This is a genomic window from Thermococcus sp. AM4, assembly GCF_000151205.2.
Taxonomy (GTDB): domain Archaea; phylum Methanobacteriota_B; class Thermococci; order Thermococcales; family Thermococcaceae; genus Thermococcus.
In genome coordinates this window covers 160982-185353 of record NC_016051.1, presented here as the reverse complement: position 1 = coordinate 185353, position 24372 = coordinate 160982, and the positions used below count along the sequence as shown (strand labels likewise).

Annotated in this window: 28 protein-coding genes; 20 read left to right on the top strand and 8 right to left on the bottom strand. The window is 55.1% G+C overall.

What is annotated here, in order from left to right; genetic code table 11:
* Positions 1-27: 27 nt before the first annotated feature.
* Together gltA and TAM4_RS01070 are read right to left on the bottom strand one after the other, a co-directional pair.
* Positions 28-1467 carry an NADPH-dependent glutamate synthase gene (gene gltA / locus TAM4_RS01075; RefSeq protein WP_014121384.1) on the bottom strand — a complete coding sequence of 480 codons (1440 nt, stop codon included), beginning with the start codon at positions 1465-1467 and terminating at the stop codon, positions 28-30.
* A complete protein-coding gene (locus TAM4_RS01070; RefSeq protein ID WP_014121383.1) occupies positions 1467-2345 on the bottom strand; it encodes a sulfide/dihydroorotate dehydrogenase-like FAD/NAD-binding protein in 879 nt (292 codons plus the stop codon). The genes gltA and TAM4_RS01070 overlap by 1 nt, the downstream gene beginning before the upstream one ends.
* 211 nt (positions 2346-2556) lie before the next feature.
* Here TAM4_RS01070 and TAM4_RS11775 point away from each other — a divergent pair, with 211 nt between their 5' ends.
* The 6 genes from TAM4_RS11775 to TAM4_RS01040 all read left to right on the top strand — a co-directional run bounded on the left by TAM4_RS11775 (position 2557) and on the right by TAM4_RS01040 (position 6701).
* Positions 2557-3705 carry a hypothetical protein gene (locus TAM4_RS11775; protein ID WP_014121382.1) on the top strand — a complete coding sequence of 383 codons (1149 nt, stop codon included), beginning with the start codon at positions 2557-2559 and terminating at the stop codon, positions 3703-3705.
* Positions 3706-3864: 159 nt separating this feature from the next.
* Positions 3865-4368 (top strand): hypothetical protein, encoded by a 504-nt coding sequence (locus tag TAM4_RS01060; RefSeq protein WP_237702104.1) that lies wholly within the window; start codon positions 3865-3867, stop codon positions 4366-4368.
* A gap of 47 nt (positions 4369-4415) precedes the next feature.
* A complete protein-coding gene (locus TAM4_RS11855) occupies positions 4416-5081 on the top strand; it encodes a hypothetical protein (RefSeq protein WP_148258562.1) in 666 nt (221 codons plus the stop codon).
* A 53-nt stretch (positions 5082-5134) separates the two neighbouring features.
* A complete protein-coding gene (locus tag TAM4_RS01050) occupies positions 5135-5713 on the top strand; it encodes a hypothetical protein (RefSeq protein WP_048149608.1) in 579 nt (192 codons plus the stop codon).
* Positions 5714-5818: 105 nt separating this feature from the next.
* The gene (locus tag TAM4_RS01045; RefSeq protein WP_048149606.1) at positions 5819-6460 is read left to right on the top strand and encodes a hypothetical protein; all 642 of its coding nucleotides are present in this window, start codon (positions 5819-5821) and stop codon (positions 6458-6460) included.
* Positions 6461-6500: 40 nt separating this feature from the next.
* Positions 6501-6701: a hypothetical protein gene (locus TAM4_RS01040; protein WP_014121379.1), complete on the top strand. Its 201-nt coding sequence runs from the start codon at positions 6501-6503 to the stop codon at positions 6699-6701.
* Here the strand turns inward: TAM4_RS01040 and TAM4_RS01035 are convergent.
* Both TAM4_RS01035 and TAM4_RS01030 read right to left on the bottom strand, forming a co-directional pair.
* Positions 6688-7452 (bottom strand): tRNA (adenine-N1)-methyltransferase, encoded by a 765-nt coding sequence (locus TAM4_RS01035; protein WP_014121378.1) that lies wholly within the window; start codon positions 7450-7452, stop codon positions 6688-6690. The two genes, TAM4_RS01040 and TAM4_RS01035, sit on opposite strands and share 14 nt — an antisense overlap.
* Positions 7433-8071, bottom strand: a complete 639-nt coding sequence (locus TAM4_RS01030) for a DUF257 family protein (RefSeq protein WP_014121377.1) — start codon at positions 8069-8071, stop codon at positions 7433-7435. The genes TAM4_RS01035 and TAM4_RS01030 overlap by 20 nt, the downstream gene beginning before the upstream one ends.
* Positions 8072-8127: 56 nt before the next feature.
* Here TAM4_RS01030 and TAM4_RS01025 point away from each other — a divergent pair, with 56 nt between their 5' ends.
* Positions 8128-8457 carry a signal recognition particle protein Srp19 gene (locus TAM4_RS01025; RefSeq protein WP_014121376.1) on the top strand — a complete coding sequence of 110 codons (330 nt, stop codon included), beginning with the start codon at positions 8128-8130 and terminating at the stop codon, positions 8455-8457.
* A gap of 1 nt (position 8458) precedes the next feature.
* Here the strand turns inward: TAM4_RS01025 and TAM4_RS01020 are convergent, their stop codons facing one another.
* Positions 8459-8701, bottom strand: a complete 243-nt coding sequence (locus tag TAM4_RS01020; RefSeq protein WP_014121375.1) for an Lrp/AsnC family transcriptional regulator — start codon at positions 8699-8701, stop codon at positions 8459-8461.
* Positions 8702-8937: 236 nt separating this feature from the next.
* Here TAM4_RS01020 and TAM4_RS01015 point away from each other — a divergent pair, with 236 nt between their 5' ends.
* Genes TAM4_RS01015 through TAM4_RS00995 form a run of 5 tightly spaced genes read left to right on the top strand, consistent with a single transcriptional unit; the run spans position 8938 to position 15266 of the window.
* Entirely contained in the window at positions 8938-11076 is a 2139-nt protein-coding gene (locus TAM4_RS01015; protein WP_014121374.1) for an ABC transporter substrate-binding protein, read from the top strand.
* Between the two features lie 57 nt (positions 11077-11133).
* The gene (locus TAM4_RS01010) at positions 11134-12135 is read left to right on the top strand and encodes an ABC transporter permease (RefSeq protein WP_014121373.1); all 1002 of its coding nucleotides are present in this window, start codon (positions 11134-11136) and stop codon (positions 12133-12135) included.
* A 12-nt stretch (positions 12136-12147) separates the two neighbouring features.
* Positions 12148-13308: an ABC transporter permease gene (locus TAM4_RS01005; RefSeq protein WP_014121372.1), complete on the top strand. Its 1161-nt coding sequence runs from the start codon at positions 12148-12150 to the stop codon at positions 13306-13308.
* The gene (locus TAM4_RS01000; protein WP_014121371.1) at positions 13301-14281 is read left to right on the top strand and encodes an ABC transporter ATP-binding protein; all 981 of its coding nucleotides are present in this window, start codon (positions 13301-13303) and stop codon (positions 14279-14281) included. Before TAM4_RS01005 ends, TAM4_RS01000 begins: the two co-directional genes overlap by 8 nt.
* 10 nt (positions 14282-14291) lie before the next feature.
* Positions 14292-15266: an ABC transporter ATP-binding protein gene (locus TAM4_RS00995; protein WP_014121370.1), complete on the top strand. Its 975-nt coding sequence runs from the start codon at positions 14292-14294 to the stop codon at positions 15264-15266.
* On the opposite strand, the gene TAM4_RS00990 is transcribed toward TAM4_RS00995, so the two are convergent.
* Positions 15261-15824 carry a hypothetical protein gene (locus TAM4_RS00990; RefSeq protein WP_048149603.1) on the bottom strand — a complete coding sequence of 188 codons (564 nt, stop codon included), beginning with the start codon at positions 15822-15824 and terminating at the stop codon, positions 15261-15263. The two genes, TAM4_RS00995 and TAM4_RS00990, sit on opposite strands and share 6 nt — an antisense overlap.
* A gap of 72 nt (positions 15825-15896) precedes the next feature.
* On the opposite strand from TAM4_RS00990, the gene TAM4_RS00985 reads away from it, so the two are divergent.
* The gene (locus TAM4_RS00985; RefSeq protein WP_014121368.1) at positions 15897-18059 is read left to right on the top strand and encodes an ATP-dependent DNA helicase; all 2163 of its coding nucleotides are present in this window, start codon (positions 15897-15899) and stop codon (positions 18057-18059) included.
* On the opposite strand, the gene TAM4_RS00980 is transcribed toward TAM4_RS00985, so the two are convergent.
* Positions 18052-18387, bottom strand: coding sequence for a hypothetical protein (locus TAM4_RS00980; RefSeq protein ID WP_014121367.1), 336 nt, complete (start codon positions 18385-18387; stop codon positions 18052-18054). The two genes, TAM4_RS00985 and TAM4_RS00980, sit on opposite strands and share 8 nt — an antisense overlap.
* A 103-nt stretch (positions 18388-18490) precedes the next feature.
* On the opposite strand from TAM4_RS00980, the gene TAM4_RS00975 reads away from it, so the two are divergent.
* Entirely contained in the window at positions 18491-19063 is a 573-nt protein-coding gene (locus TAM4_RS00975; RefSeq protein ID WP_014121366.1) for a dephospho-CoA kinase, read from the top strand.
* Here the strand turns inward: TAM4_RS00975 and TAM4_RS00970 are convergent.
* A complete protein-coding gene (locus tag TAM4_RS00970) occupies positions 19032-19838 on the bottom strand; it encodes a ZIP family metal transporter (RefSeq protein ID WP_014121365.1) in 807 nt (268 codons plus the stop codon). The genes TAM4_RS00975 and TAM4_RS00970 overlap by 32 nt on opposite strands.
* A 70-nt stretch (positions 19839-19908) precedes the next feature.
* Here TAM4_RS00970 and TAM4_RS00965 point away from each other — a divergent pair, with 70 nt between their 5' ends.
* From TAM4_RS00965 to TAM4_RS00940, 6 genes are all read left to right on the top strand, one after another.
* Positions 19909-20325 carry an RNA-binding domain-containing protein gene (locus TAM4_RS00965; RefSeq protein ID WP_014121364.1) on the top strand — a complete coding sequence of 139 codons (417 nt, stop codon included), beginning with the start codon at positions 19909-19911 and terminating at the stop codon, positions 20323-20325.
* 83 nt (positions 20326-20408) lie between these two features.
* Positions 20409-20864: a 30S ribosomal protein S15 gene (locus TAM4_RS00960; protein WP_014121363.1), complete on the top strand. Its 456-nt coding sequence runs from the start codon at positions 20409-20411 to the stop codon at positions 20862-20864.
* Between the two features lie 28 nt (positions 20865-20892).
* On the top strand, positions 20893-22323 hold the full coding sequence (locus TAM4_RS00955; protein ID WP_014121362.1) for a DHH family phosphoesterase: 1431 nt from the start codon (positions 20893-20895) through the stop codon (positions 22321-22323).
* Positions 22313-22573 (top strand): KEOPS complex subunit Pcc1, encoded by a 261-nt coding sequence (locus tag TAM4_RS00950; RefSeq protein WP_014121361.1) that lies wholly within the window; start codon positions 22313-22315, stop codon positions 22571-22573. The genes TAM4_RS00955 and TAM4_RS00950 overlap by 11 nt, the downstream gene beginning before the upstream one ends.
* A gap of 15 nt (positions 22574-22588) precedes the next feature.
* The gene (locus TAM4_RS00945) at positions 22589-23191 is read left to right on the top strand and encodes a 30S ribosomal protein S3ae (protein WP_014121360.1); all 603 of its coding nucleotides are present in this window, start codon (positions 22589-22591) and stop codon (positions 23189-23191) included.
* 107 nt (positions 23192-23298) lie between these two features.
* A complete protein-coding gene (locus TAM4_RS00940) occupies positions 23299-24336 on the top strand; it encodes a lysyl aminopeptidase (protein WP_014121359.1) in 1038 nt (345 codons plus the stop codon).
* The last annotated feature ends 36 nt before the right edge of the window (positions 24337-24372 follow it).

Genomic DNA, 24372 nt, shown 5'->3' with positions numbered 1-24372 from the left:
AAAGAGAGGAAGGGTGTGGCGAAACCCTCACGCGTTTTCGTTTCTCTTCTTCGTGAGGTACTCGTGGATTGCCTTCGCGGCCCTTCTTCCGTCGCCCATCGCGAGGATAACCGTCGCCTCTCCCCTTATTGCGTCGCCACCCGCGAAGACTCCAGGAATGCTCGTCATGAGGTTCTCGTCAACGACGATTCTTCCGCGCTCGACTTTCAGGCCGGGCGTGTTGATGATAAGCCTGTTGGGATGCTTGCCGATTGCTATTATGACTGTATCTGCCTCAATCGTCACGTACTCGCCGGTTCCGACTATCTTCCTCTTGCCCCTGCTGTCGCGCTCGTCGAGCGGTTTCATCTTCTCAAACTTGACCGCCCTAACGTTGCCCTTCTCGTCGCCGATGAACTCAACCGGGTTGATGAAGTACTCGAACTTTATGCCCTCCTCCTTGGCGTGCTCGACCTCTTCCTCCCTGGCGGAAACGTCCTCCTCACCGCGCCTGTACGCGATGATGACCTCGGCGCCGAAGCGCCTCGCTGAACGAGCCGCGTCCATAGCGGTGTTTCCGGCTCCGATGACGATTACCCTCTTCCCGACCTTGACCGGAGTATCGTACTCGGGGAACAGGTAGGCCTTCATGAGGTTAACTCTCGTCAGGAACTCGTTGGCCGTGTAGATTCCGTTGAGGTTTATGCCGGGGGCGTTGATAAGTCTCGGGGTTCCTGCGCCCGAGCCTATGAAGACGGCGTCGTACTCTTCAAGGAGTTCCTCGATGGTTACGGTCTTTCCGACGATGTGGTCGGTGAATATTTTGACGCCAAGTTTTTTGAGCTTGTCAATCTCGCTCTCAACGATGCTCTTTGGCAGCCTGAACTCGGGAATTCCGTACATCAGGACTCCTCCGGGCTCGTGGAGGGCCTCGTAGATTGTAACGTCGTAGCCGAGCTTCGCCAGCTCTCCCGCTGCCGTAAGTCCGGCCGGACCAGCTCCGATGATTGCTACGCGCTGTCCTTTCTTCTCTATCTTCGGCACCATCTCAAAGAGGAGCTCCTCGTCTATGCCGTTCTCGCGGGCGTAGTCGGCAACGAAGCGCTCAAGCTTGCCGATGTTGACCTTGTCTCCCACCTTGCCCATAACACAGTTCATCTCACACTGGTCCTCCTGCGGGCAGACGCGACCGGTCGTGGCAGGGAGGGAGTTGCAGGCCCAGATGACCTGGAGGGCCTCTTTTACAGCCTTATCCGGGTCGTCGCGGTACTGGACGAGCTTTCCGATGAAGCCCGGAATGTCTATGTGGACGGGACAGCCTTTTATACAGGGCGCGTAGTTTGCCGGACACTGGAGGCAACGCTCAGCCTCCTTGACGGCAAGCTCGAAGGTGTAGCCGAGGTTGACCTCCTTGAAGTCCCTAATCCTCTCCTCTGCCGGCCTCTCCGGCGTCGGAACGCGCTCCTTGATGAGCTTCCTCCTCGGCATCACTGCTCACCTCCCTGGAGGGCCTGCTCGAAGAGTTTCATGTACTCCTCCATGGCTTTCCTCTCCATGTCCGTGTAGTAACCGGTCCTCGCTATGAGGACGTCCCAGTCGACCTGGTAGGCGTCGAACTCGGGACCGTCTATGCAGGCGAACTTCACCTCGCCGCCGACTGTTACGCGGCAGGCACCGCACATACCGGTTCCGTCCACCATAATCGGGTGCAGGTCAGCCTTCATCGGGATTCCAAACTCCTTGACAACGTTGAAAACGGCCCTCTGATCGCCGGCTGGGCCGACCATGAAGACGAGGTCGTAGTTCTCTTTCTCAAGCATCTCGCGGACTGTCTCGGTAAGGACCTTGGTGACGTTCTTCATGTTGGTCGGGAAGTCCTCCTTCGGGTCGAGCGGGACGGGCTTGACGATGTGCCTGTCAACGTAGTCGGGAATCATATCGTTGAGGATTACCATCGGCTCGAAGGTGACGTGGAGCGTCGTGACGTCGTTTCCGAGCTCGTGCCAGGCCCTCGCAATCGGGAAGGTCTCGACTATTCCGGTGTAGGCTCCAATGGCGAGAATCTTGCCGAACTTCTCCATCTCGGCCGGGTTTCCGAGGGGGCCGGCCACGTTGAGGATTGAATCGCCGGGCTTGAGCTCGTTGGCCATTCTCATGGTTGTCTTCCCGCGGATGAAGGTTATCAGAACGATCCAGCCCTCCTCACGGTTCCAGATGACCGGCGTGAGGGGGATCCTTTCGCCGTTCGGGAAGGCCCTGACGATTACGAACTGGCCGGGCTGGACTTTCCTGGCCACGTGGGGGGCTTCGATTTTATACCAGATATTCCTCATTGCGAGCTCTTTCTTTTCGAGTATCCGGTACACGATGAACACCTCCGTGCATGAGCCCAAAGTTGGACATCTAAAGGTTCAGAACCTTTAGTGTTTATAAAGATGTGCTCAACCAAAGGTTCAAAATTGTGATATCTCTTCAGCCAATCGGCCGGAAACGTAAAGATGATTCACCGAAAGCTCGGGCTGCGAGAAATGTGGGGATTTCAATCTTATCGTTGTTCCATTGTGCTAAGCGTCCGTCGTGACTAACCTTCCGGAACTCACGAAGAGCGTGAACGTAGTTCCCGGCGGCTACTGTCCAGTCTTTGACGACGTTGCAAAGAACGGCAGGGAGGCAGTGGATGCACTGGAGGACCTGAAGAGCATCGGTATTTCGCTGGACACGATCGAAAAGGACGTTGAGAAAGGTCTGACATCGAAGGCCGTCGACGACGAGGTCCACGAGCTCCTCGAAAAGGGCATCTCCAAGGAGACCATAACCAGGGAGACCAAGAGGGGTGTGCCGGTAAGTGAACTCAAAGAGAAGATAGACTACCTCCTCGACCTCGGCATTCCTCCGGAGGTCATAAACAACGAGGTCAGGCACGGGGCGACCATCGAGGAAACCGTCGAGAACGTGAAGTACCTTCTTAGCACGGGAATGAAGGAGGAAAGCGTTGGAACCGTCGTGAAGTACGAGGCCGAGCACGGGATCACGATAAAGGCCCTGAGGCGCTACGCGGACGACCTCGTCGAGATGGGCGTCTCCAGGGACCAGGTCGGGCACGTCATCGAGGAGACTGCGAAGCACGGAACCCCGGCGAGCAGCCTGGTTCAGGGGCTTGGGATGTCGCTCGAAACCCTCGAGGACATCAGCCTCGGTGAATTGAAGATCACGGTGGACGGCAAGAAAACGACCCTGTACAAGTTGGGAGAAGTCGGACTTGATGACTCCACAAAATACGTCGTCGGCACGATAAAGGGGGATCAGAAAAAGGGCCTCATTCACATACTCCTGAGGCACGTTTGGGGATATGAGATGACAAGTCCAAAGAAGCCCGTTACAGCTTTCTGGCCATTGGGTCAGAGGATCATGGTGAACGGTGAGGTTAAGCAGTTGCCGAAGGTCTTTAACAGTGAGGAGGAGCTGGTGGAGTTTTTGAAGGAAGTGGTGAACAAGGCGCTCAAGGATCCAGATTATGCAAGTAAGTTCAATGGTGGAGGGAAGGTTGTACTGACAGTTGATCTTAAAAAGCTTGGAATAAATGTAGAAGGAATCGAAGAAGTCGAATTAGTGTTCCTAAAAGCAAAAGGCTCCTCCAACTACTACCTTAAGACAGCATATCCCACAAGAGGCAACAAAGTTCTCGAATATCGGAAATGGAGCAGTGAATGGGTAGTAACTGGATAGACCCTCATTTCATTATTTCATCGATATGGGGGTGATAATACGAGCACACTTAAACTATCAAGCAAACACATCCATATAGAAGTGGATTTAAGGAAGTTTTACGGAGGAGCGTATCCGTTTCCTGTTGTTATGTTACTGGACGGTCACGTTGTTGTAGGTATGTGCTGGGAAAAATGGAGTTCTGGAAAGCTGACTGGAGCACCCGGGGATCCTTACGGGATTGTGCAGGACTTGCTTGACAGCATCAGGTTCTTTATGAGGGCAAAACCAGGAGAGCTTGTGGGTGTAAAGAGGGACACAGTTAGGGAATACGGCTTTCATGTGGAAGAAGACTCTCTAATTTACTCCGCAACATCCATAGCGGACTCTGTCTACATTTTCCTCGAAAGAACGAAGGATATCGTGAATGTGCATTATTACAACAGACTGCTTGACGAAACTGACTGTCCGGAATTCAAGGGAAAGCAAAAAGGCACCATCGAACTACCATTTGCGGAATTTATCGAAGATGTACTCAGAATTTCAGAGGAATATCTCAAAAACTATGCAAGTATAATAGAACAGATCATGATGGAGCGAGGGGAGGAACCATATGATCACGATGTCCTCTGGAAATGGTACCAAGAAATCAAAGAGTCACACAAAAAAGAATTGAAATTTTGAAGGCAAATGTGATTTAATGAGGTGTTTGTCTTGAGTGGAGACGGGTGATGCTTGTGGAGAGGATCACAGTTAAGGGTAAGCATATTTACTTTGAGGTTGGTTTGGGCTGGTTTGAGGGGGCTGAAGTTTACTGGCCCTTCCCCGTTATTTTGCTTTTTGACGATCATGTTCTCGTTGGGGAATGCTGGACTCCAACGGGCGGAAAACTCCAAGGAACATACACAGACCCATTGAAAGTCCTTGACGGTTTAATCTTTGGCTTTGATGAAGCTTTATTAACTGAACCAGACGAGCGAGGAGACTGTAGTAGCCCTCGAGAAATGGCCAGGGATATGGGTTTCAACGTTGCCGATGACAGCCCATTATACTGTGCTTCTTTAGCTATACAATCGGAGGTTTTCTTTGAGAGGATTGGGGATACTGTGAAAATCCATTATTATAATGGTCTTCTTGAGGGGACTGATTGTCCGGAGTATAAGGGTAAGTACAAGGGTACTGTTGAGGTTCCATTAATCGAGTTTGGGGAGGATGTTTTGAGGGTTTTTGGCGAGTACCTGGAGAAGCATTACAAGCACGTTGAAGAAGTCAGACAAGAAGCCTACGGATACAACAGAATGGACGTTTATGAGGAGTTTCTAATGGAGTACCAGCAGTATTTGAAAGAACTGAGGGCACTGAGGGAGAAGTCTGGAAAAAATCATGGTGAACGGTGAGGTTAAGCGGTTGCAAAGTACGTCTCAACAATTGGTAGGTGGGTGAGCTAAACATGAAAAATCTAGCCAATTCCATAACTCTCAAGGGAACCCATATCGAGATAATCATAGACATCTCAACCTTTAACACAGCAGAGCCTGCCTTTCCCTTTCCAATTATTTTGATCGTAAACAGACAAATTTTGGCCGGGACATGCTGGAGCAGGGAAGGTGGGAAACTAGCCGGACAGCCCGGGGACCCCTACGGGTTACTCCAAGAACTCCTAAACGTATTGAAGTCAGTGCTACAAAAACAAGCCGAATATAGAACAACATTGTTCATATACTTCAGTGATTATCTATTTAAATGTGAGGATGAGAGCAGTTTGCTGATATATTACAATAACGAGCTTCTATCTTACACCGATTGCCCAGAATTCAAGGGTAAGCATAAGGGTGTTGTTGAAGTTCCCCTCAAAGAGTTCGTTGGGGATGTTTTGAAAGTCAGCAGGGAGTACTTGGAGAAGTACGTTCCTGTTATTGAGGAAATCAGGCTTGCGCATGGAGAAGAGCCTGATAATTACGATAGCCTTTGGGGGCTCTACAGTGAAGTGAAAGAGTTGTATGAGAAGAGGTTTAAGCCAGAGTCTTGAGCTTTGAGGATGGGGTGTTTGTCTTAAGGACTGCGTATCCTAAGGAGGGCTGGGCTGTTGAGACGTTCATTCCGGGCAGGGGAGGCTGGCAGTGAGGTGGGGAAAATGTGGGTCACAATGAAGGGAAAACACTTGACCGTAAAAATAGACCTTGATAGGTATGTTAGCACTCCCTCTCCCTTCTTTTTGATTTTTACTGTTGATGAGCACTTACTCTTAGGAGCCTGCTGGAAAAATGGACTCGACGGGGCAAACGTGGCCGTTCATGGGTTTTTCCAGGAGTTATTGATGGCAAGCAGTCACATGTTAAGGCCAGAAGATCCAGAAGTTCAAAAGTACTCTCAGTCTGAGAGAAAACTCGCCGAGTGGGATAAGTTCCAGCTGGGGAACGAGCCAGTAGTGTTTGGGACAACCCTTAATTCGGAGGGAGGACTGTATTACTTCTGTGCCACTGAAGACCTTGCAAGAATCTACTACCACAATGAACTCCTCGAATTCACTGATTGTCCGGAATACAGGGGTAAGCATAAGGGTGTTGTTGAAGTTCCCCTCAAAGAGTTCGTTGAGGACGTTTTGAAAATCAGCAGGGAGTATTTGGAGAAGTACGCTCCGCTTATTGCAAAAATTCAGATTGAGCATGGGGAAACTCCCGAGAGGTACGACTACCTCTGGGAACTTTACCGAGAAGTTGAGGAGTTGTACGAGAAGAAGTTCGGACCAGATAAGGAAAGACCGCCGGGACGGTAAACGTTAAAAGCCTGATTGAGAGGAGTGCTGGGGGAGAAGGATGCGTGAGCTTTACAGGATATTCGTAATCCTCACCGCGATATTCATCTTCTGGCCCGTGCTCTACGGAAGCTTGGAGGCACTCAGGAGAATCCCAGGGAACCCGACCCTCCAGGCCGTGATAGGAACCCTCGTCTTCGGACTGCTCGCGTACGCAACCTACGACGAAAACGGCGAAAGAGAAGAGGTCACAGCTTCCTGAGGAACGTTATGTAGCCGGTATGGGCCAGCATCGTCGTTTTCGGCCTCATGCATTCCCTCTTTACCTCGTGTTCTCTGACGAGAACCTCGACGACCCTCGGCCTCATGAAGTGCTCCCTGTAGTCCTCCAAAGCCTGGAAGAAGCGGTGGACTTGATTCATACAGGGCGTGTAAGCAACGAAGTAGCCCCCGGGCTTTAGGACATCGATCGCATGAGGAAGGACGTTCTCCGGTTGCGGTAAGTCGAGAACGATGTGGTCGGCGGTTTCCTCCTCTATGCCGTCGTAGATATTCTTGTTCTTGAGGATAACCCTGTCCGAGAAACCCGCTAACTCGATGTTCCTCTTTGCTATCTCGTAGAAGTCCTTCCTGACCTCGTAGCTTATTACTTTTCCCTCCGGCCCGACGGCGTTGGCGAGGAATATCGTCAATGCCCCGCTCCCGGCGCCGGCCTCTATGACGGTGTCGCCGGGTGAAATGCCGGTGTAGGCTATGATTATGCCCGCGTCCTTGGGGTGGACTATCTGCGGTCCGCGCTTCATCTTCGCTATGATGTCGTTGATGTCCGGCTTGAGGGCCACGAAGGTCTCACCCTTGTGGCTCTCTATCCTGCTCCCGTAGGGCTTTCCTATGAGCTCTCCTAGCTTGAGGATTCCGAGGTCGGTGTGGAACTCCCTATCATCAACTTTAACGAGGTAGCGCTTTCCCCTCTTATCGACGAGCAGAACCCTGTCACCGCTCCGTATCGTCACACTCGTTACCTCCCTTTATGATCCGGCAGCCTTCCTCTGTTATCCTGATGACCCAGGAGGATATCTCTTCGAGTATCGCCCTCTGGCGCTCGTCTATCGCGTCGATGTTGAGGGGCACCACGGTTACCCAGTCCTCGATTGGAATCGTGCTGACGACGTTCAGGAGGTTGAAGAGGCCGGAAGCGCCAGTGAAGTAGAGGTACTCCGACAGGCCGAAGACAACGGCGTACCTCGGCTTTCTGGGCAGGCTCAACGCCCTGTGGATCATGGAGTAGTAAGCCTTGAGGAAACTCTCGGCGTCAGTGTAAACCTTCTCCTGGCCAACTGTCTCGCCGTAGCTCGCCCCTCCGGGTCCAATCTTGAAGATGTAGACGCTTTTCTTTGATTCTATCAGCTTTTTGTACTCCTCACCAACGGCCGATCTGAGGTAGTTCCGGAAGGTGATGTCCCCTATCCCGTAGAAGTCGAAGATTATGACGGTTTCATCGTCCAGAATGTGGCGGGTTATGCTCTGCCACAGTATCCTGGAGATGGGAACGTTTGAGGTGTACTCAACCAGAACCCTATCGCCCGGCTGGAAGAGGGGGATCACCTTGGAGATCTTTTCATATTTTAGCATCGCCCTCACCACAATGGTTTTTAAAGCTTCGAAATTTTAAAAGTTTGGGTGGTGAAATGCCGCGGTTCGTAGTGTGGCCCAGCGAGTTTGACGAAAGGCTCTCCAGGAAGTACGGGAGGAGCGTTCCCAGGAACATCGCCCTCAAGTCCCCGACCCTCAGGGAAGTTGAGGACGCCGCAGTTGCCCTGGGTTTCAGGGTTGTCGAGAAGGATCCCTCAAAGCTCAACCCCAGGCTTTCTGGCCTCGACGAGGAGTACCGCTCAAGGGGCGTTCTCGTTATAGAGGCGCCGCACGGAAAGGGGAAGAGCCTCAAAATGATCGCCGAAAAGATACGCGAACTAAGGAAACGGACAGAGGTAAGGAAACGCAAGCGGAAGAAGCGCTGAATCACTCCTCTTCCATTTCGACTACTATCGCGGTCGTCGTGTCTATGACGCCGTCGATGTTGTGGATGTCGTGGAGTATCTTTCTGGTCAGTTCTCCGGGGTCGTTCGCCTCGATGTAGACGATCGCGTCGTACGGGCCCGTAACCGCGTCCGCCTTGAGAACGCCGGGTATCTGCTTCAGGGCCTCTATAACGCTTTCAACTTTTCCTATCTCAATCGTCAACAAAACATAGGCCTTGACCATATCAAACCACCCGCAGAGTTTTTACGGTATTCTTTTGTCTCGGGAGCAATTTAAGCTTTTCGCAATCTCTTCCCGGAGTGCAGAGAAGCGAGAACTTACTGGAACACAGCTTTCACCGAGGGGAGGTTACATCTCCGTGTCAAATTACCGGCTCTTATATCCATATGTGCGCATCGAAAGATTTATTATAGTCATGAGGCACATTTATAGTGCAGATACCCCTGAGGTGATGCCCAATGAAAACCAAAAGCCAGGTACTGGCTGTTTTGGTAGTGTTTTTGGTGGCTTTTTCAGTCGTGGCCAGCGGCTGTATCGGTGGGGGCGGCGGAGGTACAACCTCAAGCCCAACGCAGAGCTCAACCCCAAGCCAGACTCAAACCTCCAGCACAACGACCCAGGCAAAGATAACCCCCAAGATCCTTGAAATGGATAAGGTCTACGTCATAGAGACTGACAAGAGCGTTGTAATCGTCGGTCCGAAGGGCGAGAGCCCAACCGTCCAGATCCCCAGCGGCGTGAAGACCATAAAGATCCAGTACGAGGTCGACACCGAGAACACCCCCGATATTAAGACCCTCATGGATCAGGGTCAGGGATTCGGTGCCATTGATCCCGCCTTCTTCCGTGACGAGCACGTTGATGCCCTCGTTATAGCCGCGAGGCGCGAGACCAACCCCGAGATCAGAACTGAGATCTTCAAGGCCCTCTACATGCTCGGAAACAAGCTCGTGCCGGAGGTAATCCTCGGTCAGAACAAGCAGCTCCGCGTCTACTGGGACTGGGTGAAGGGCCGCTACTACCACCCGACCCTCGCGGAGCGCTACGACCTCCTCAGCGAGGACCCGAACGCCCCGGTTGTGAACATAGGAATCAAGAACTACAAGAACGACCCGAAGACCTACGTCATAGCCACCTTTGGCTGGCCGGAGAGCTTTGACCCGGCCATGACCTACGAGACCTTCGGATGGGAGATCTGGCACGAGATCGGAGACACCCTCGTCACCTACTGGAAGGAGAACACCGAGGAAGTCAGCCCCGATCTGGCCGTCGCGTGGGCCCACAACAAGGACGGCACCGAGTGGTACTTCCTCATCCGCGGCGGCGTTAAGGCCTACGACCCGTGGGACGACAAGACCTACCCGATAAGCGCGGTTGACGTTGCCTTCACGTTCCTCCGCGTCCAGAGGCTTGGACACAGCGTCAGCTGGATGGTCAGCAGCTTCATGGACGTGAACCACTCCCAGGCCATGACCGAGGAGGAGTTCAACAACTACCTCAAGGACCACCCGCTCGTCGCCGAGTACAAGGGCAAGGTTAAGGAGATCCACTCGCTCGACGAGCTCAAGCAGTTCTTCGGCTACAACGGCGAGACCGCCGGTGTCTTCAAGCTCGTCCTTCCGAACCCGTACGCCCCAGTCCTGAGCATACTCGCCGACCCGTTCCTTAGCGTCGTTTCGATGCAGTACGTCCTCGGCGACAAGTACCAGGAGGCCCTCCAGGCCAGCAACAACGGCCACGACCCGAGCGCGTGGTGGAAGTTCCTCAAGCAGGGTAAGGACGACCCGACCCACCAGCTCATGCACCAGAAGCCCGTTGGAACCGGACCGTTCTACGTCAAGGACTACCAGGAGAACAGCTACATAGTCCTCGAGTACAACCCGCACTACTGGAACGCCACCAGCAACCCAGGCCACAAGTACGTTATCTACATCATCAACAAGGACCCGCAGGCGAGGATCAACCTCTTCCAGACTGGAACTGCCGATGCCGTCGCCATACCGCCCGAGAAGATGGACAGCGTGAAGGGACTTGAGCTCAACGGCTTCCACTCGGTCGTCAAGACCGACATCCTCGAGCCCGTGCTAACGTTCCTCGTCTTCAACACCCAGAAGGAGCCATTCAACAACCCGAAGGTCAGGGAGGCCCTCGCCTACGCGGTTCCGTACGACCAGATCGCTAAGCTCGTTTACAGGGGACTCCTCGAGAGGAACTACGGTCCGATACCCAAGCCGTGGCCGGGCTACATGGACGAGGGAATAATCAAGTACAACTACAACGTCGCCAAGGCCAAGGAGCTCCTCAAGGAGGCGGGTATTGACCCGACCAAGTACAAGATCGAGCTCATCTACAACGAGGGCAACAAGGCCCGTGAGAGGATCATGACCCTGCTCCAGAACATCTGGAGCCAGCTCGGCTTCCAGGTCACAGTGAACAGCTACAACTGGCCCACCTACCTCAGCAAGACCGAGCACGGCGACTACGACGTCTACATCGTCGGTTGGGTCCCGGACTACCTCGACTCGGACAACTGGGTTGGGCCGTTCCTCTACGGAGACACCAAGTTCAAGAGCCTCGAGATCAACGTCTCCGGATGATGCGTTTCTTTTCTTTCCCCTTCTTATCGGGACAATAAACCAGAGAGGTGAGCAAAGTTGGCGAACCTTAAGAAGTTCCTTGTGAGGAGACTTCTGACCTTCATTCCGACGATCATCGGAGTTACTCTCATCGTGTTTATAATCGCCTACGTCATCCCAGCCGATCCGGCAAGGGCGTGGGCGGGTGGAGAGAAGGCCACCCCCGAGGCAATCCAGAAGATAAGGGAACAGTACCACATGAACGACCCCTGGTACAAGCAGTACTGGTTCCTCATCAGCGGGCTCGCAAGAAACAAAATCGTTGATCCGAGAACTTCGAACTACGTTTTTGATGATATAGGAAAAAGGTTCCCGGTGACGTTTGAGCTGACGCTGGTGGCGTTTTTCTTCATTCTGATAATAGGCCTCCCCCTCGGTATACTGGCCGCCCTCAAGAGGAACACGTGGGTTGATACCCTCGTCAGGATTTTCGCCCTGACCGGAGTTTCCATGCCGATATTCTGGCTCGGTTACATGCTCATGTACATCTTCTTCGTTAAATGGCGTGTTATAACCCTCGCAGGATTTCCCGCACCCCCTGCCCATGAAATAACACACATCCCGATGATAGACGCCCTGCTCACCGGCGACTTCAAGACCTTCAGCCAGCACATCCACAGACTCTGGCTTCCGGGCCTCACGCTCGGGTTCACCGGTTCGGGCGTTCTCGCGAGGTTCGTCAGGAACTCGTTCCTCGAGGCATTGAGCAGCGACTACGTGGGCTTCCTCAAGGCGAAGGGTGTTCCAAAGCTCAGGATATACAGACACGCCCTGAAAAACGCCCTCGTGCCGATCGTGACGGTTCTCGGTCTCCAGTTCGGTGGACTGCTCGGAGGAACGCCGATAACCGAGACCGTCTTCGGCCTGCCCGGAATGGGTTCCTACGTCCTCGACGCCATCAGCAACCTCGACTTCCCTGCGGTGGTGGCGATAACCTTCATCTTCGCCCTGATCTTCGTGACGACCAACCTGATAGTGGACATACTGTACGCGGTCATAGACCCGAGGGTGAGGTACTGAGGTGGTGATAAAATGGCACAGGAAGAGTACAAGAGGGGAATCCTCGACAGGTTTGCGGATAAGCTCGTCGAGGGGATAGGCTCGTTCATCAGTCTCTTCAAGAAGGACTGGAAGAAGAAAAACCGCTCGAAGATGGAAGAATGGAAGCTGATGCTCTACGCCCTCAACCGCTCACCCCCGGGACTGATAGGCCTGGCCCTGATCGGCATGTTCATCTTCCTCGGCATCTTCGGCCCAACCCTCGCGCCCTGGAGCTACCGCTACTTCCCGGCCCTCGAGAACATGTCCACCTACCTAGCACCCCCCGGCTCCCACGCCTACCTCCCCCTCTCCAACAAGACGATCACCTATCCGCTCGGCGCCGATGACTACGGCAGGGACCTGCTGAGCCTCATCCTCTACGGAGCGAGGACTTCCTTCGTGATCTCAATCATAGTCATAGTCCTCGGAGTGCCCCTCGGCATAATCCTCGGCCTCATAGCCGGCTATTACGGAGGAAAGATCGACGAGCTGATAATGCGTATAACCGACATGTTCTTAGCTTTCCCCGCCCTGATCCTTGCCATAGCGTTCTCGGCCGTTCTGCCTGAGAGGCTTCAATCCTTCATCAGCACCCACAAGTTCTTCGAGCACCTGTTCCTCACGATATTCGCGCTGAAGCCCCAGGAAGCGGGGAACCTCGGAAAACTGCTGGCGGTTATACTGGCAATGGTCATAGTCTGGTGGCCCGCGTACGCGAGGATAACGAGGGGATCGACGCTAACGGAGAGGGAGAAACTCTACGTGGAGGCCGCGAGGGCGGTCGGCCTCGGCTCCCGGACGATAATGTTCAAACACATACTGCCCAACATCATCGGGCCGATCCTGGTCTACATAACCCTCGACTTCGGTGGAGTCATCCTCATGGAGGCAGGCCTGAGCTTCCTTGGCCTCGGTGCAACGCCGCCCATAGCGGACTGGGGAAGGATAGTCTACGACGGCTCCCAGTACTTCCCGGAGCACTGGTGGCTCGTGACGTATCCGGGCTTGATGATCATGCTGGTTGCCCTCGGATGGAACCTCCTCGGTGACACGCTCAGGGACATCCTCGATCCCAAGATGAGGAGGAGCATAGAGTTCAAGGTGAAGAAACAGAGGCAGATGGAGGAGAAGGAGGGTGAGGAGAATGCCTGAACCGGTTCTCGAAGTTCGCGATCTCACGGTTCACTTCTACACCTACGCCGGCATAGTCAAGGCGATAGAGGGCGTTTCGTTCGACGTCTACAGGGGAGAAACCTTCGCCCTGGTCGGCGAAACCGGCTGCGGAAAGAGCGTGACTTCGAGGGCGCTGACCCAGCTCATCGAGAGCCCCGGAAGAATAGTCAGGGGAAAGGTCATCTACCACAGGGAGGACGGCTCAGAGGTGGACCTCCTCAGGCTCAGCGAGGAGGAGATCAGGGAGATCAGGGGCAAGGAGATAGCGTACATCTTCCAGGATCCCCACGCTTCGCTGGATCCCCTCTACACCGTCGGCTACCAGATAGCGGAGGCGATGGTGGTTCACAAGACAGTGAAGGACTGGAAGGAGGGATTCAGGAGGGCCGTCGATATACTCAAGCGCGTTCTCATTCCAGATCCGGAGAACAGGGTCAAGAACTATCCTCACGAGCTCAGCGGTGGTATGAAGCAGCGTGTCGTCATTGGAATTGGCGTCTCAAACGATCCAAAGATCCTCATAGCGGACGAGCCGACGACGGCCCTCGACGTTACCGTTCAGGCCCAGATCCTAGACCTCATGAACAAGCTCAAGAAGGAGTACAACACGACGGTGATCCTGATCACCCACAACATGGGAGTCGTCGCGGAGATGGCCGATCGCGTCGCGGTCATGTACGCGGGCAAGATCGTGGAGATAGGCTCGGTGGATCAGATATTCAAGAACCCGCTTCACCCCTACACAAAGGGACTGCTGAGGGCCGTTCCGAACCCGCTGGCAAAGATTGAGAGGCTCGAAGCGATACCCGGAACCGTGCCCAACCTGATAACGCCGCCGAAGGGCTGCCGCTTCCACCCGAGGTGTCCCTACGCGACCGAGATCTGCAGAAAGGAAGTTCCGAAACTGAAGGAGATCGAACCGGGTCACTTCGTGGCCTGCCACCTGTACTGAGGTGATGACGATGGAACCCCTGCTCAAGGTTGAAAACCTCAAGAAGTACTTCCCCGTCAGGGGGCTCTTCAAGACCATAGGGTACGTTAAGGCCGTCGATGGAGTGAGCTTCGAGATAAACCGCGGTGAAACCTTCGGACTCGTCGGCGAGAGCGGCTGTGGAAAGACCACAACGGGAAGGACGATACTGAGGCTCATCGAACCAACCTCGGGAAAGATAATCTTCGACGGAAAGGACGTCACCAAGATGAGCGGCGAGGAGATGAAGGTCTTCAGGAGAAGGGCCCAGATAATGTTCCAGGATCCGTACTCCTCGCTGAACCCCAGGCAGACGGTTTTTGAGATAATAATGGAGCCCGTTCGCTTTCACGGCATACCCGTTGACGACCCGGAGGAGTTCGTCATAGACCTGCTCGAGAGCGTCGGCCTCAACGAGATGCACCTCTACCGCTACCCCCACGAGTTCAGCGGCGGACAGAGGCAGAGGATTGCCCTCGCAAGGCTCCTGGCCCTCAAGCCGGAGTTCATTGTGCTCGACGAGCCGACCTCAGCTCTGGACGTTTCGGTTCAGGCGAACATACTCAACATGCTCAAGGATCTCCAGAAGAAGTACGGGTTCACGTACCTCTTCATAAGCCACGACCTCGGCGTCGTTAAGTACATGAGTCACAGAATGGGCGTGATGTACCTCGGAAAGCTCGTTGAGGTCGGTCCAGCTGAGAAGATCTTTGAGAACCCGCTCCATCCTTACACCCAGATGCTCCTGTCCGCTATTCCCGTTCCCGATCCTGAACTGGCCCGGGAGCTCAAGAAGAAGCGCATGAAGATCGAAGGCGAACCGCCGAGCCCGATAAACCCGCCGAAGGGCTGCCGCTTCCACCCGAGGTGCCCCAGGGTCATGGACAGGTGCAGAAGGGAAGAGCCTCCGCTTGTGGAGGTCGAAAAGGACCACTACGTCGCCTGCTGGCTCTACGCCAGGTCATGATCCCCTTTCTTTTTTCAACAGCTCAGATAAAGCCCTTCTAAAGCCCGCGTCATCCTCGTAAAGCTGTGAATAGAGGGGATCCACGGGTTTTCCGTTCACAACCTCAAGCCTGAAAACCGCCCATCCAAGGGGCTCAACGAAAAGGTCACCCAGATCGGAGGGCCCCTTTATTCCGAGAACGTGCTCCACTATCGAAAGGGCCAGCAGGGCCCGCCTTACCCTCCCGGCAAGCTCCTCATCCCGTTTCAGGTTCTTAACGTATCCAGATGGGATTCCAAGGAAGCGAAGTATGTTCCAACGCCTCATGTGCTTGCTCCTCTCCTCAAAACTCCTGCCGGTGAGTTCGTACAGCTCAAGGGCCAGCCCCCTGAGGATTTCCCGCACGTTGTCAGGAGTTACGTATGCTCCCTTCAACTCCCGAGGAAGAGGTTTCGGCTCCATCTTCCTCAGAAGGGCCGCCCTGTGCTCGACTCTCTCGAGGGCGGGGTAGAAGTAGCCGTCGATTCCATAGACCCCGGATCTCGTTCTGAAGAGCACGTAGGGCACCTCAACCTCCATCCCTCATCCCATCGCGTTTAGGACAATAGACATATAAAACCGCCGGTCAAAGGGATGTGGAGCTGAGGGCAAATGAGGGTCGACGAACTTCCCGTTGACGAGAGACTCAAGGCCGTCATCAAGGAGAGGGGCATAGAGGAGCTTTACCCACCGCAGGCTGAAGCCTTGAAGAGTGGTGTATTAGAAGGTAAAAACCTCGTTTTAGCAATTCCAACGGCGAGCGGAAAAACCCTCGTGAGCGAGATAGTCATGGTGAACAAGCTCCTCCGTGAGGGAGGCAAGGCAGTCTACCTCGTCCCCCTCAAGGCCCTCGCCGAGGAGAAGTACCGCGAGTTCAAGGAGTGGGAGAAGCTGGGCCTGAAGGTCGCGGCAACCACAGGAGACTATGACTCGACCGACGACTGGCTCGGGAGGTACGACATAATAGTCGCCACTGCTGAGAAGTTCGACTCCCTCTTAAGGCACGGCGCGAGGTGGATTGACGACGTTAAGCTCGTGGTTGCCGACGAGGTTCACCTAATCGGCTCCTACGATAGAGGAGCGACGCTCGAGATGATTCTAACGCACATGCTCGGCAGGGCGCAGATATTGGCCTTGAGCGCCACCGTCGGCAACGCGGAGGAGCTGGCTGAGTGGCTCGACGCTTCCCTCGTCGTCAGCGATTGGAGACCGGTTCAGCTGAGAAGAGGTGTTTTCCACCTTGGAACGCTCATCTGGGAGGACGGGAAGGTTCAAAGCTATCCCGAGAACTGGTACTCCCTCGTCACCGATGCCGTAAAGAGGGGCAAGGGCGCGCTCGTCTTCGTCAACACGAGGCGCTCCGCTGAAAAGGAAGCTTTAGCAATTTCGAAGCTCGTATCCTCTCACCTTACCAAGCCCGAGAAGCGAGCCTTAGAAAGTCTCGCCAGCCAGCTTGAGGACAACCCCACGAGCGAGAAGCTGAAGAAGGCTTTACGCGGTGGCGTCGCCTTCCACCACGCCGGTCTGAGCAGGGTTGAGAGAACCCTCATCGAGGACGCCTTCCGGGAAGGTTTAATCAAGGTAATCACGGCGACGCCGACCCTCTCAGCGGGTGTCAATCTCCCTTCATTCAGAGTAATAATCCGCGACACCAAGCGCTACGCCGGCTTCGGCTGGACGGACATTCCCGTTCTGGAAATCCAGCAGATGATGGGAAGGGCAGGAAGACCGAGGTACGACAAGTACGGCGAGGCGATAATCATTGCGAGAACCGACGAGCCGGGCAAGCTTATGGAGCGCTACATCCGCGGGAAGCCCGAGAAGCTCTTTTCGATGCTCGCCAACGAGCAGGCCTTCAGGAGTCAGGTCTTGGCTTTAATCACCAACTTCGGAATCAAAAGCTTCCCCGAGCTCGTCCGCTTCCTTGAGAAAACCTTCTACGCCCACCAGAGGAAGGATTTGAGCTCGCTCGAGTACAAGGCGAAAGAGGTGGTTTACTTCCTCATAGAGAACGAGTTTATCGACCTTGACCTCGACGACAGCTTCATGCCTTTGCCCTTCGGCAAGAGAACTTCTCAGCTCTACATAGACCCGCTCACTGCGAAAAAATTTAAAGACGCCTTTCCGGCAATCGAGCGGAATCCGAACCCCTTCGGAATCTTCCAGCTCATAGCCTCAACCCCCGACATGGCAACCCTGAACGCGAGGAGGCGCGAGATGGAGGACTACCTTGACCTGGCCTACGAGCTCGAGGACAAGCTCTACGCGAGCATACCCTACTACGAGGATTCGCGCTTCCAGGGCTTCCTCGGGCAGGTGAAGACGGCGAAGGTTCTACTCGACTGGATTAACGAGGTTCCCGAGGCGAGGATTTACGAGACATACCTCATAGACCCCGGCGACCTCTACCGGCTCCTTGAGCTTGCCGACTGGCTCATGTACTCGCTCATCGAGCTCTACAAGCTCTTCGAGCCGAAGGAGGAAATCCTTAACTACCTCCGCGACCTTCACCTTCGCCTGAGGCACGGCGTTAGGGAAGAGCTTTTGGAGCTTGTTAAACTCCCGAACATCGGAAGGAAGAGGGCGAGAGCTCTCTACAACGCCGGCTTTAAGAACGTTGAGGCGATAGCGAACGCGAAGCCCGCTGAACTCCTCGAAGTCGAGGGCATAGGTGCCAAAATCCTCGACGGAATCTACCGCTACCTCGGAATCGAGAAAAGAGTTGCTGAAGAAAAGCCGAAGAGAAAGGGGACGCTGGAGGACTTCCTCAGATAGCCTCCCCCTCTCCCCTTCCACTCCAGAGGACGAAAACGTTTCTGCCCGGGTTCAAACCGCTCTCGTGGGCCCTCCAGTAGAGCTTTCCACCCGTCCTCTGGCCGAGGAAGTAGGCCAGGACGAAGACGAGTATCAGCGGTGCCCCGCTTAGATTCCAGCTGAGGCCTGCCAGATAGCGCATCAGCACGACCAGCGGGACAGGGAGATGAACCGCCAGGGCCCACTCAAGCTTGTCCCCGGTTCTCCTAGCGTGGGCCCTCCAGAAGCCGAACGGTATGTTTACAAGGAACGTCACTACGAGACCGATGATGAACCAGTTCACGTTCATCTTTCTCACCATAACGGTTTTCAGGTTGAACCTTAAAAAGTTTTGCTACCCTAACAAAACTCAAGGTTTTTAAATCCCATTCGAGCTACTCGGGGTGGGCTCAATGATAGTAATAGTCACCGGAATGCCAGGTTCTGGAAAGAGCAGGATCGTGAAGGAGTTCGAGAAGAGGGGATTTCCAAGCGTTTCTCTCGGAGACATCGTCCGCGAGGAGACCCTAAAGCGGGGCCTCGAGCTCACCAAGGAGAACGTCGCCAAGGTGAGTATAAGGTTGAGGCAGGAGCTCGGTCAGAACGCCGTTGCCAAGCTCGCGGTCGAGAAGGTGAGGGCCCTTCTGGAGAAAAGCCCGCTCGTGGTCATAGACGGCGTTCGCTCCCTCGACGAGGTGGGAACCTTCAGGGGGGCCTTTCCTGAGGAAGAAATCATCCTCGTCGCGGTCCACACACCGCCGAAGCTCCGCTTCGAGAGGCTGAAGGCCAGGGGAAGGCACGACGACCCTCAGAGCTGGGAGGACTTCGAGGAGAGGGACTGGAAGGAGCTCCGCTTTGGAATCGGTGGCGTTATAGCGATGGCCGATTATATGCTGATAAACGACGGGAGCAGGGAGGAGTACGAGGAAAAGGTAGAGGCCCTCGTCGGGGAAATCATCCGAGGGCTGAATCGAGGAGGAGCATGACGTAAAAACCAGCGAAGAAGCCCAGCGTGACGAGGGTCTCGCTCTTCTCTCCCCTGTATATCTCCGGAATCATTTCCTTGACGGTGACGTAGAGCATTGCCCCTCCTGCGAGGCCGAGGCCATACGGTAGCGTCCACGCGAAGGAAGTGAAGAAGACCGCGCCGAGGATTACCATGACCATCTCGGCCAAACCGCTCAGGACGCCGATGAGAACGGGGCCGAGGCTCTTCTTCTGTATGACCGCGAGCGGGAGCGAGACAACGGTTCCTTCCGGAAAGTCCTGTATACCTATCGCTATGGCCGTGATGAGGCCGACCTCAAGGTTGTAGACGAGGGACGTTCCAACCGCCAACCCCTCGGGTAGGTTGTGGATTATTAGTGCGAAAACGAGGAGCCAGACCTTTCTGAGGCGTTCCTTCATCCCCTTCGGCCCCTCATAACCCTTGACGAGGTGTTCGTGGGGCAGAAGCCTGTCAACGGCGTAAATCAGTAGGACGCCGAGGGCTATTCCCAGGGCCACGGGCGGAAACCCGGTGCTCTCTATTCCCGGCAGAATGAGCGAGGTGAACGAGGCGACAATCATAACCCCGGCCGCGAAGCTGAGCGAGAAGTCAACGCCTTCAGCCGGAAGCTTTTTGGCGAAGAGGGCCACCATAGCACCGAGTGATGTCATCAAAGCCACGAAGAGGCCCGCGTAGAAGGACACCCAGATTAGGCTTCCCCCGCTGAGTTCGAGGAGGTACTTCGCGAGCCCCTCGATGAAACCTTCTAACATATTTAGGCCACCCTAATTATCTGGGCGGTTGGGTTTATAAGCCTTCTTTCGACCTTAGCCCGGTGGGAGCATGGAGGAGCTGTTTGAGGAAGTCGAGCTTGAGGCGTACGTTTACCCGACCGAGGACATCGAGAAGGTAAAGAGGGCCATGCTGAACCTCGTGCCGGATCTGGAGTTCGAGGCCTTCGACCGGGGCGATTACGTAATCCTCACCGGGAGGACGAGGAGCAGGAAGGCGCTGAGCAGGCTCTACGAGCTGTTCCGCGGGCAGGCGATACTCGACACCGCGCGCTCCTTCCTCGAGGAGGGCTACTTCGGTGAGGAGATAATCGTCAAGGTGAACAAGCAGGCCGCTTACGCTGGAGTTGTGAACTTCAACGAGGAATCCCCGTTGGGCCCCATAACGATAATAATCCGCACGAAGAACCCGAGGAAGCTCATGAAGTGGCTCGCCCCCAGGACCAAGGACGGCGTGCCGATTGAGTGAGGAGAAAGGTTTTTAAATTTCCGGCCACTTTCTGAGCCGAAGGGGCGGCTGGCGGGAGCTGGCCGTCACCGGGAGGTGGTTGTATGGCAAGAATGCACGCGAGAAAGAGGGGTAAGTCAGGCTCAAAGAAGCCTCCAAGGAGCGCTCCGCCGGCGTGGGTTGAGTACACGGTGGAGGAGGTCGAGGCTCTGGTTGTGAAGCTCAGGAAGGAAGGTTACAGCGCGGCAATGATAGGGACGATTCTCCGCGACCAGTACGGGATACCGAGCGTCAAGCTGATAACCGGAAAGAAGATCACCAAGATCCTTGAGGAGAACGGCCTCGCGCCCGAGATCCCGGAGGACCTGATGGCCCTCATCAGGAAGGCCGTCAACCTCAGGAAGCACCTGGAGCAGCACCCGAAGGACAAGCACTCCAGGAGGGGCCTCCAGCTCACGGAGAGCAAGATCAGGAGACTCGTCAAGTACTACAGGAGAACCGGAAAGCTCCCGGCGAAGTGGCGCTACGATCCGGAGCAGGCCAAGCTGCTCGTCCGCTGATCCCTTTCCTTCTTCTCGGTGATGCCCAGTGGATAAGAACGCCTTCTTGGAGCGGGCGAGGGAAGGGGCCGAGCTAATCAAAATGCACATCGAGTTAGGGCACACGATAAGGCTCATCTCCCACCGCGACGCCGACGGCATAACCGCCGGGGCGATTCTCGCCAAGGCAATCGCGAGGGAAGGTGGCAGTTTTCAGCTCAGCATCGTCAAACAGGTCAGCGAGGAGCTCCTCAAAGAGCTCGCCGAGGAGAGGAGGGAGATCTACGTATTCAGCGACCTCGGAAGCGGCTCAATCGAGCTGATAGACAAGTACCTCGATTTTGCAACGGTCGTCGTTATCGACCACCATCCCCCGGAGAGGGAGAAGTTCTCGGTTGATTCTCACCTTCTCGTCAACCCCGTGCCCTTTGGAGCCAACAGCGTCCGCGATCTAAGCGGTTCCGGGGCAGCTTACTTCGTGGCCAGAGAGATGAACAGGGCCAACAGGGAGCTCGCCTACGTGGCGATCGTCGGCGCCGTCGGGGACATGCAGGAGATAGACGGAACCTTTCACGGGATGAACCTCGATATAATAGAGGACGGCAAAGAGCTCGGAATACTCGAGGTCAGGAAGGAGCTCCGCCTTTTCGGACGGGAGAGCAGGCCGCTCAGACAGATGCTCGCCTACGCCACCAACCCCGAGTTGCCCGGCATAACCGGTGACGAGAGAAAGGCGATCGAATGGCTCCGGGCCAAGGGCTTTGATCCCGACAGGCACTACTGGCAGCTCCGCGAGGAGGAGAAGAAAAGACTCCACGACGCCCTCGTCCTCCACCTGATAAAGCACGGGGCCCCCAAGGAGACGATAGACCGGCTGATAGGCGACGTTGTGATAAGCCCGCTCTACCCGGAAGGCGACGTCAGGCACGAGGCGAGGGAATTCGCAACGCTCCTGAACGCGACCGGCCGCTTAAACGCCGGAACGCTCGGAGTTGCCATATGCCTCGGCGACGAGGATGCATACAGAAAGGCCAAGAAGATGCTCGATGACTACAAGAGGGAGCAGATAGAGGCGAGGAAGTTCATAATCCAGAACTGGAGCATGGTCGAGGAGGGGGAGCACGCCTACGTCTTCTACGCCGGCAAAAACATACGCGATACACTGGTGGGCATAGCGGCCAACATAGCGATAAACGCGGGCCTGGCTGATCCTGAGAAGCCCGTTGTTGTGATAGCGGACAGCGAGGAGGACGAGAGCCTCGTTAAAGCGTCGGCGAGGACTACGGAGAAGGCCCTGGCCAAGGGCTATCACCTCGGAGAGGCCTTGAGGGAAGTTGCTGAGAGGCTCGGCGGTGAGGGCGGCGGCCACGCCATCGCGGCTGGGATACGGTTCCCCAAGGGCAGGATAGACGAGTTCATAAGGCTGTTCAACGAAGTTCTGGCGAAGCAAGTGGCTGGAGGAAAGGACGGTGAAGGTTGAAGCGAGGGTCGAGATCACCTGGAGATACGGGAACGGGAAAACCGCGAGGGCCGTTGCCGAGGCCGTTCAGGTCGATAACGAGTCCATGCCAGCTCAACTAAAGAAAAGTTTAAATGTGGAAACCCGATGGGTTGATGGGATCGTAAGGACAAAGATTAAATACTCGGGGGAGATTGAGACCCTCATCAAAGCCCTCGATGACCTTGTGTTTTCGGTCAAGATCGCCGAGGAAATCGCCGAAAAGGTGTGAAGTGGAGGTGTTAAGATGGCAAGAGCTAACCCGAGAAGAAGGGCCACCGCGGCCAAGGATAAGTGGAAGATGAAAGAGTGGTTCGTCGTCTACGCTCCCGACTTCTTCGGGAGCAAGGAGATCGGCCTAACCCCAGCAGACGAACCGGAGAAGGTTATAGGAAGGGTTGTCGAGACAACTTTGAAGGACCTCACCGGGGACTTCACCAAGGGCCACGTCAAGCTCTACTTCCAGGTCTACGACGTCAAGGGCCAGAACGCCTACACCAAGTTCAAGGGCCACACCCTCGCCCGCTCTTACATCCGCTCGCTCGTCAGGAGGAGGACGACCCGCGTTGACGGAATATTCAACATCACCACCAAGGACGGCTACAAGCTGAGGGTTATGGGCATGGTCATCGCCTACAGGCGCATTCAGACCAGCCAGGAGAGGGCAATCAGGAGGATCATCCAGGACATCATATACAAGAAAGCTGAAGAGCTCAACTTCGCCGACTTCGTCCTCCAGTCGGTCAACGGCCAGATAGCGAGCGAGATAGCCAAGGAAGCGAGGAAGATCTACCCGATCAAGAGAGCGGAGATCAGGAAGATCAAGGTTCTGGCCGAGCCGGAAGCCTGATCTCTCCCTTTTCTGATTCGCTTCCGCATTTTCACTGAATTTTCAAAGGTAAACCTTATTAAGCCAGCCGAACACATTCAGATGACTATCTAAAGGAGGCGAAAGCCATGGTGAACCTCGAACTGCTCAAAAAGGTCGTCGAAGCCCCGGGCGTTTCTGGCTACGAGTTCCTCGGGATAAGGGACGTCGTTATAGAGGAGCTCAAGCCCTACGTGGACGAGATCAGGGTGGACAAGCTGGGCAACGTAATAGCCCACAAGAAGGGGAACGGGCCGAGGATCATGATCGCGGCCCACATGGACAAGATCGGCGTCATGGTGAACCACATCGACAAGAACGGCTACCTTCACCTGGTTCCAATCGGAGGCGTCGATCCGAGAACGCTCGTTGCCCAGAGAATAAGGTTCTTCACGGAGAAGGGTGAGCGCTACGGAGTCGTCGGCCACATACCGCCCCACATCCAGAAGCCGGAGGACAGAAAGAAGGCCGCTGACTGGGACACTGTTGTTGTTGACGTCGGTGCGGACAGCAAGGAAGAAGCCGAGGAGATGGGATTCCGCGTTGGGACCGTCGGCGAGTTCGCTCCAGCGTTCGTTCAGCTCACCAAGAACCGCATAGCTACTCCCTACCTCGACGACCGCGTCTGCCTCTACGCAATGATAGAGACCGCCAAGGCCCTCGAGAGCCACGAGGCGGACATCTACTTCGTCGCGAGCGTTCAGGAGGAGGTTGGACTCAGGGGTGCGAGGGTCGCGAGCTACGCGATTGATCCAGAGATCGGCATAGCGATGGACGTCACCTTCGCCAAGCAGGTCGGCGACAAGGGCAAGATCGTTCCGAAACTCGGCGGCGGACCGGTTATGGACGTCGGTCCGAACATCAACCCCAAGGTTAGGGCCTTTGCCGACGAGGTCGCCAAGAAGTACGGCATAGAGCTCCAGGTCGAGGCGTCACCGAGACCGACGGGCACGGACGCCAACATAATGCAGATCAACAGGGAGGGCGTTGCCACTGCCGTTCTCAGCATACCGATAAGGTACATGCACAGCCAGGTCGAGACCGCGGACATAAGGGACATCGACAAGACGATAGAGTTCGCCAAGCACTTCCTTGAGGAGCTCAGGCCGATGGAGCTCATACCCTGAGGGAAAGGTTTATTGGCCTTTCCTTCTTCTTCCTAT

Excerpts from the sequence above, each read along its gene's own strand:
- TAM4_RS00995 (WP_014121370.1), top strand. The coding sequence starts at position 14,292 with ATGGAACCCCTGCTCAAGGTTGAAAACCTCAAGAAGTACTTCCCCGTC.
- TAM4_RS01020 (WP_014121375.1), bottom strand. The coding sequence starts at position 8,701 with ATGGTCAAGGCCTATGTTTTGTTGACGATTGAGATAGGAAAAGTTGAA.
- TAM4_RS00940 (WP_014121359.1), top strand. The coding sequence starts at position 23,299 with ATGGTGAACCTCGAACTGCTCAAAAAGGTCGTCGAAGCCCCGGGCGTT.
- TAM4_RS01030 (WP_014121377.1), bottom strand. The coding sequence starts at position 8,071 with ATGCTAAAATATGAAAAGATCTCCAAGGTGATCCCCCTCTTCCAGCCG.
- TAM4_RS00985 (WP_014121368.1), top strand. The coding sequence starts at position 15,897 with ATGAGGGTCGACGAACTTCCCGTTGACGAGAGACTCAAGGCCGTCATC.
- TAM4_RS00945 (WP_014121360.1), top strand. The coding sequence starts at position 22,589 with ATGGCAAGAGCTAACCCGAGAAGAAGGGCCACCGCGGCCAAGGATAAG.
- gltA (WP_014121384.1), bottom strand. The coding sequence starts at position 1,467 with ATGCCGAGGAGGAAGCTCATCAAGGAGCGCGTTCCGACGCCGGAGAGG.
- TAM4_RS00970 (WP_014121365.1), bottom strand. The coding sequence starts at position 19,838 with ATGTTAGAAGGTTTCATCGAGGGGCTCGCGAAGTACCTCCTCGAACTC.
- TAM4_RS00990 (WP_048149603.1), bottom strand. The coding sequence starts at position 15,824 with ATGGAGGTTGAGGTGCCCTACGTGCTCTTCAGAACGAGATCCGGGGTC.
- TAM4_RS01000 (WP_014121371.1), top strand. The coding sequence starts at position 13,301 with ATGCCTGAACCGGTTCTCGAAGTTCGCGATCTCACGGTTCACTTCTAC.
- TAM4_RS01050 (WP_048149608.1), top strand. The coding sequence starts at position 5,135 with ATGAAAAATCTAGCCAATTCCATAACTCTCAAGGGAACCCATATCGAG.
- TAM4_RS11855 (WP_148258562.1), top strand. The coding sequence starts at position 4,416 with ATGCTTGTGGAGAGGATCACAGTTAAGGGTAAGCATATTTACTTTGAG.
- TAM4_RS01060 (WP_237702104.1), top strand. The coding sequence starts at position 3,865 with ATGTGCTGGGAAAAATGGAGTTCTGGAAAGCTGACTGGAGCACCCGGG.
- TAM4_RS01045 (WP_048149606.1), top strand. The coding sequence starts at position 5,819 with ATGTGGGTCACAATGAAGGGAAAACACTTGACCGTAAAAATAGACCTT.
- TAM4_RS01040 (WP_014121379.1), top strand. The coding sequence starts at position 6,501 with ATGCGTGAGCTTTACAGGATATTCGTAATCCTCACCGCGATATTCATC.
- TAM4_RS01025 (WP_014121376.1), top strand. The coding sequence starts at position 8,128 with ATGCCGCGGTTCGTAGTGTGGCCCAGCGAGTTTGACGAAAGGCTCTCC.
- TAM4_RS01005 (WP_014121372.1), top strand. The coding sequence starts at position 12,148 with ATGGCACAGGAAGAGTACAAGAGGGGAATCCTCGACAGGTTTGCGGAT.
- TAM4_RS00965 (WP_014121364.1), top strand. The coding sequence starts at position 19,909 with ATGGAGGAGCTGTTTGAGGAAGTCGAGCTTGAGGCGTACGTTTACCCG.
- TAM4_RS01015 (WP_014121374.1), top strand. The coding sequence starts at position 8,938 with ATGAAAACCAAAAGCCAGGTACTGGCTGTTTTGGTAGTGTTTTTGGTG.
- TAM4_RS00980 (WP_014121367.1), bottom strand. The coding sequence starts at position 18,387 with ATGAACGTGAACTGGTTCATCATCGGTCTCGTAGTGACGTTCCTTGTA.
- TAM4_RS00960 (WP_014121363.1), top strand. The coding sequence starts at position 20,409 with ATGGCAAGAATGCACGCGAGAAAGAGGGGTAAGTCAGGCTCAAAGAAG.
- TAM4_RS00975 (WP_014121366.1), top strand. The coding sequence starts at position 18,491 with ATGATAGTAATAGTCACCGGAATGCCAGGTTCTGGAAAGAGCAGGATC.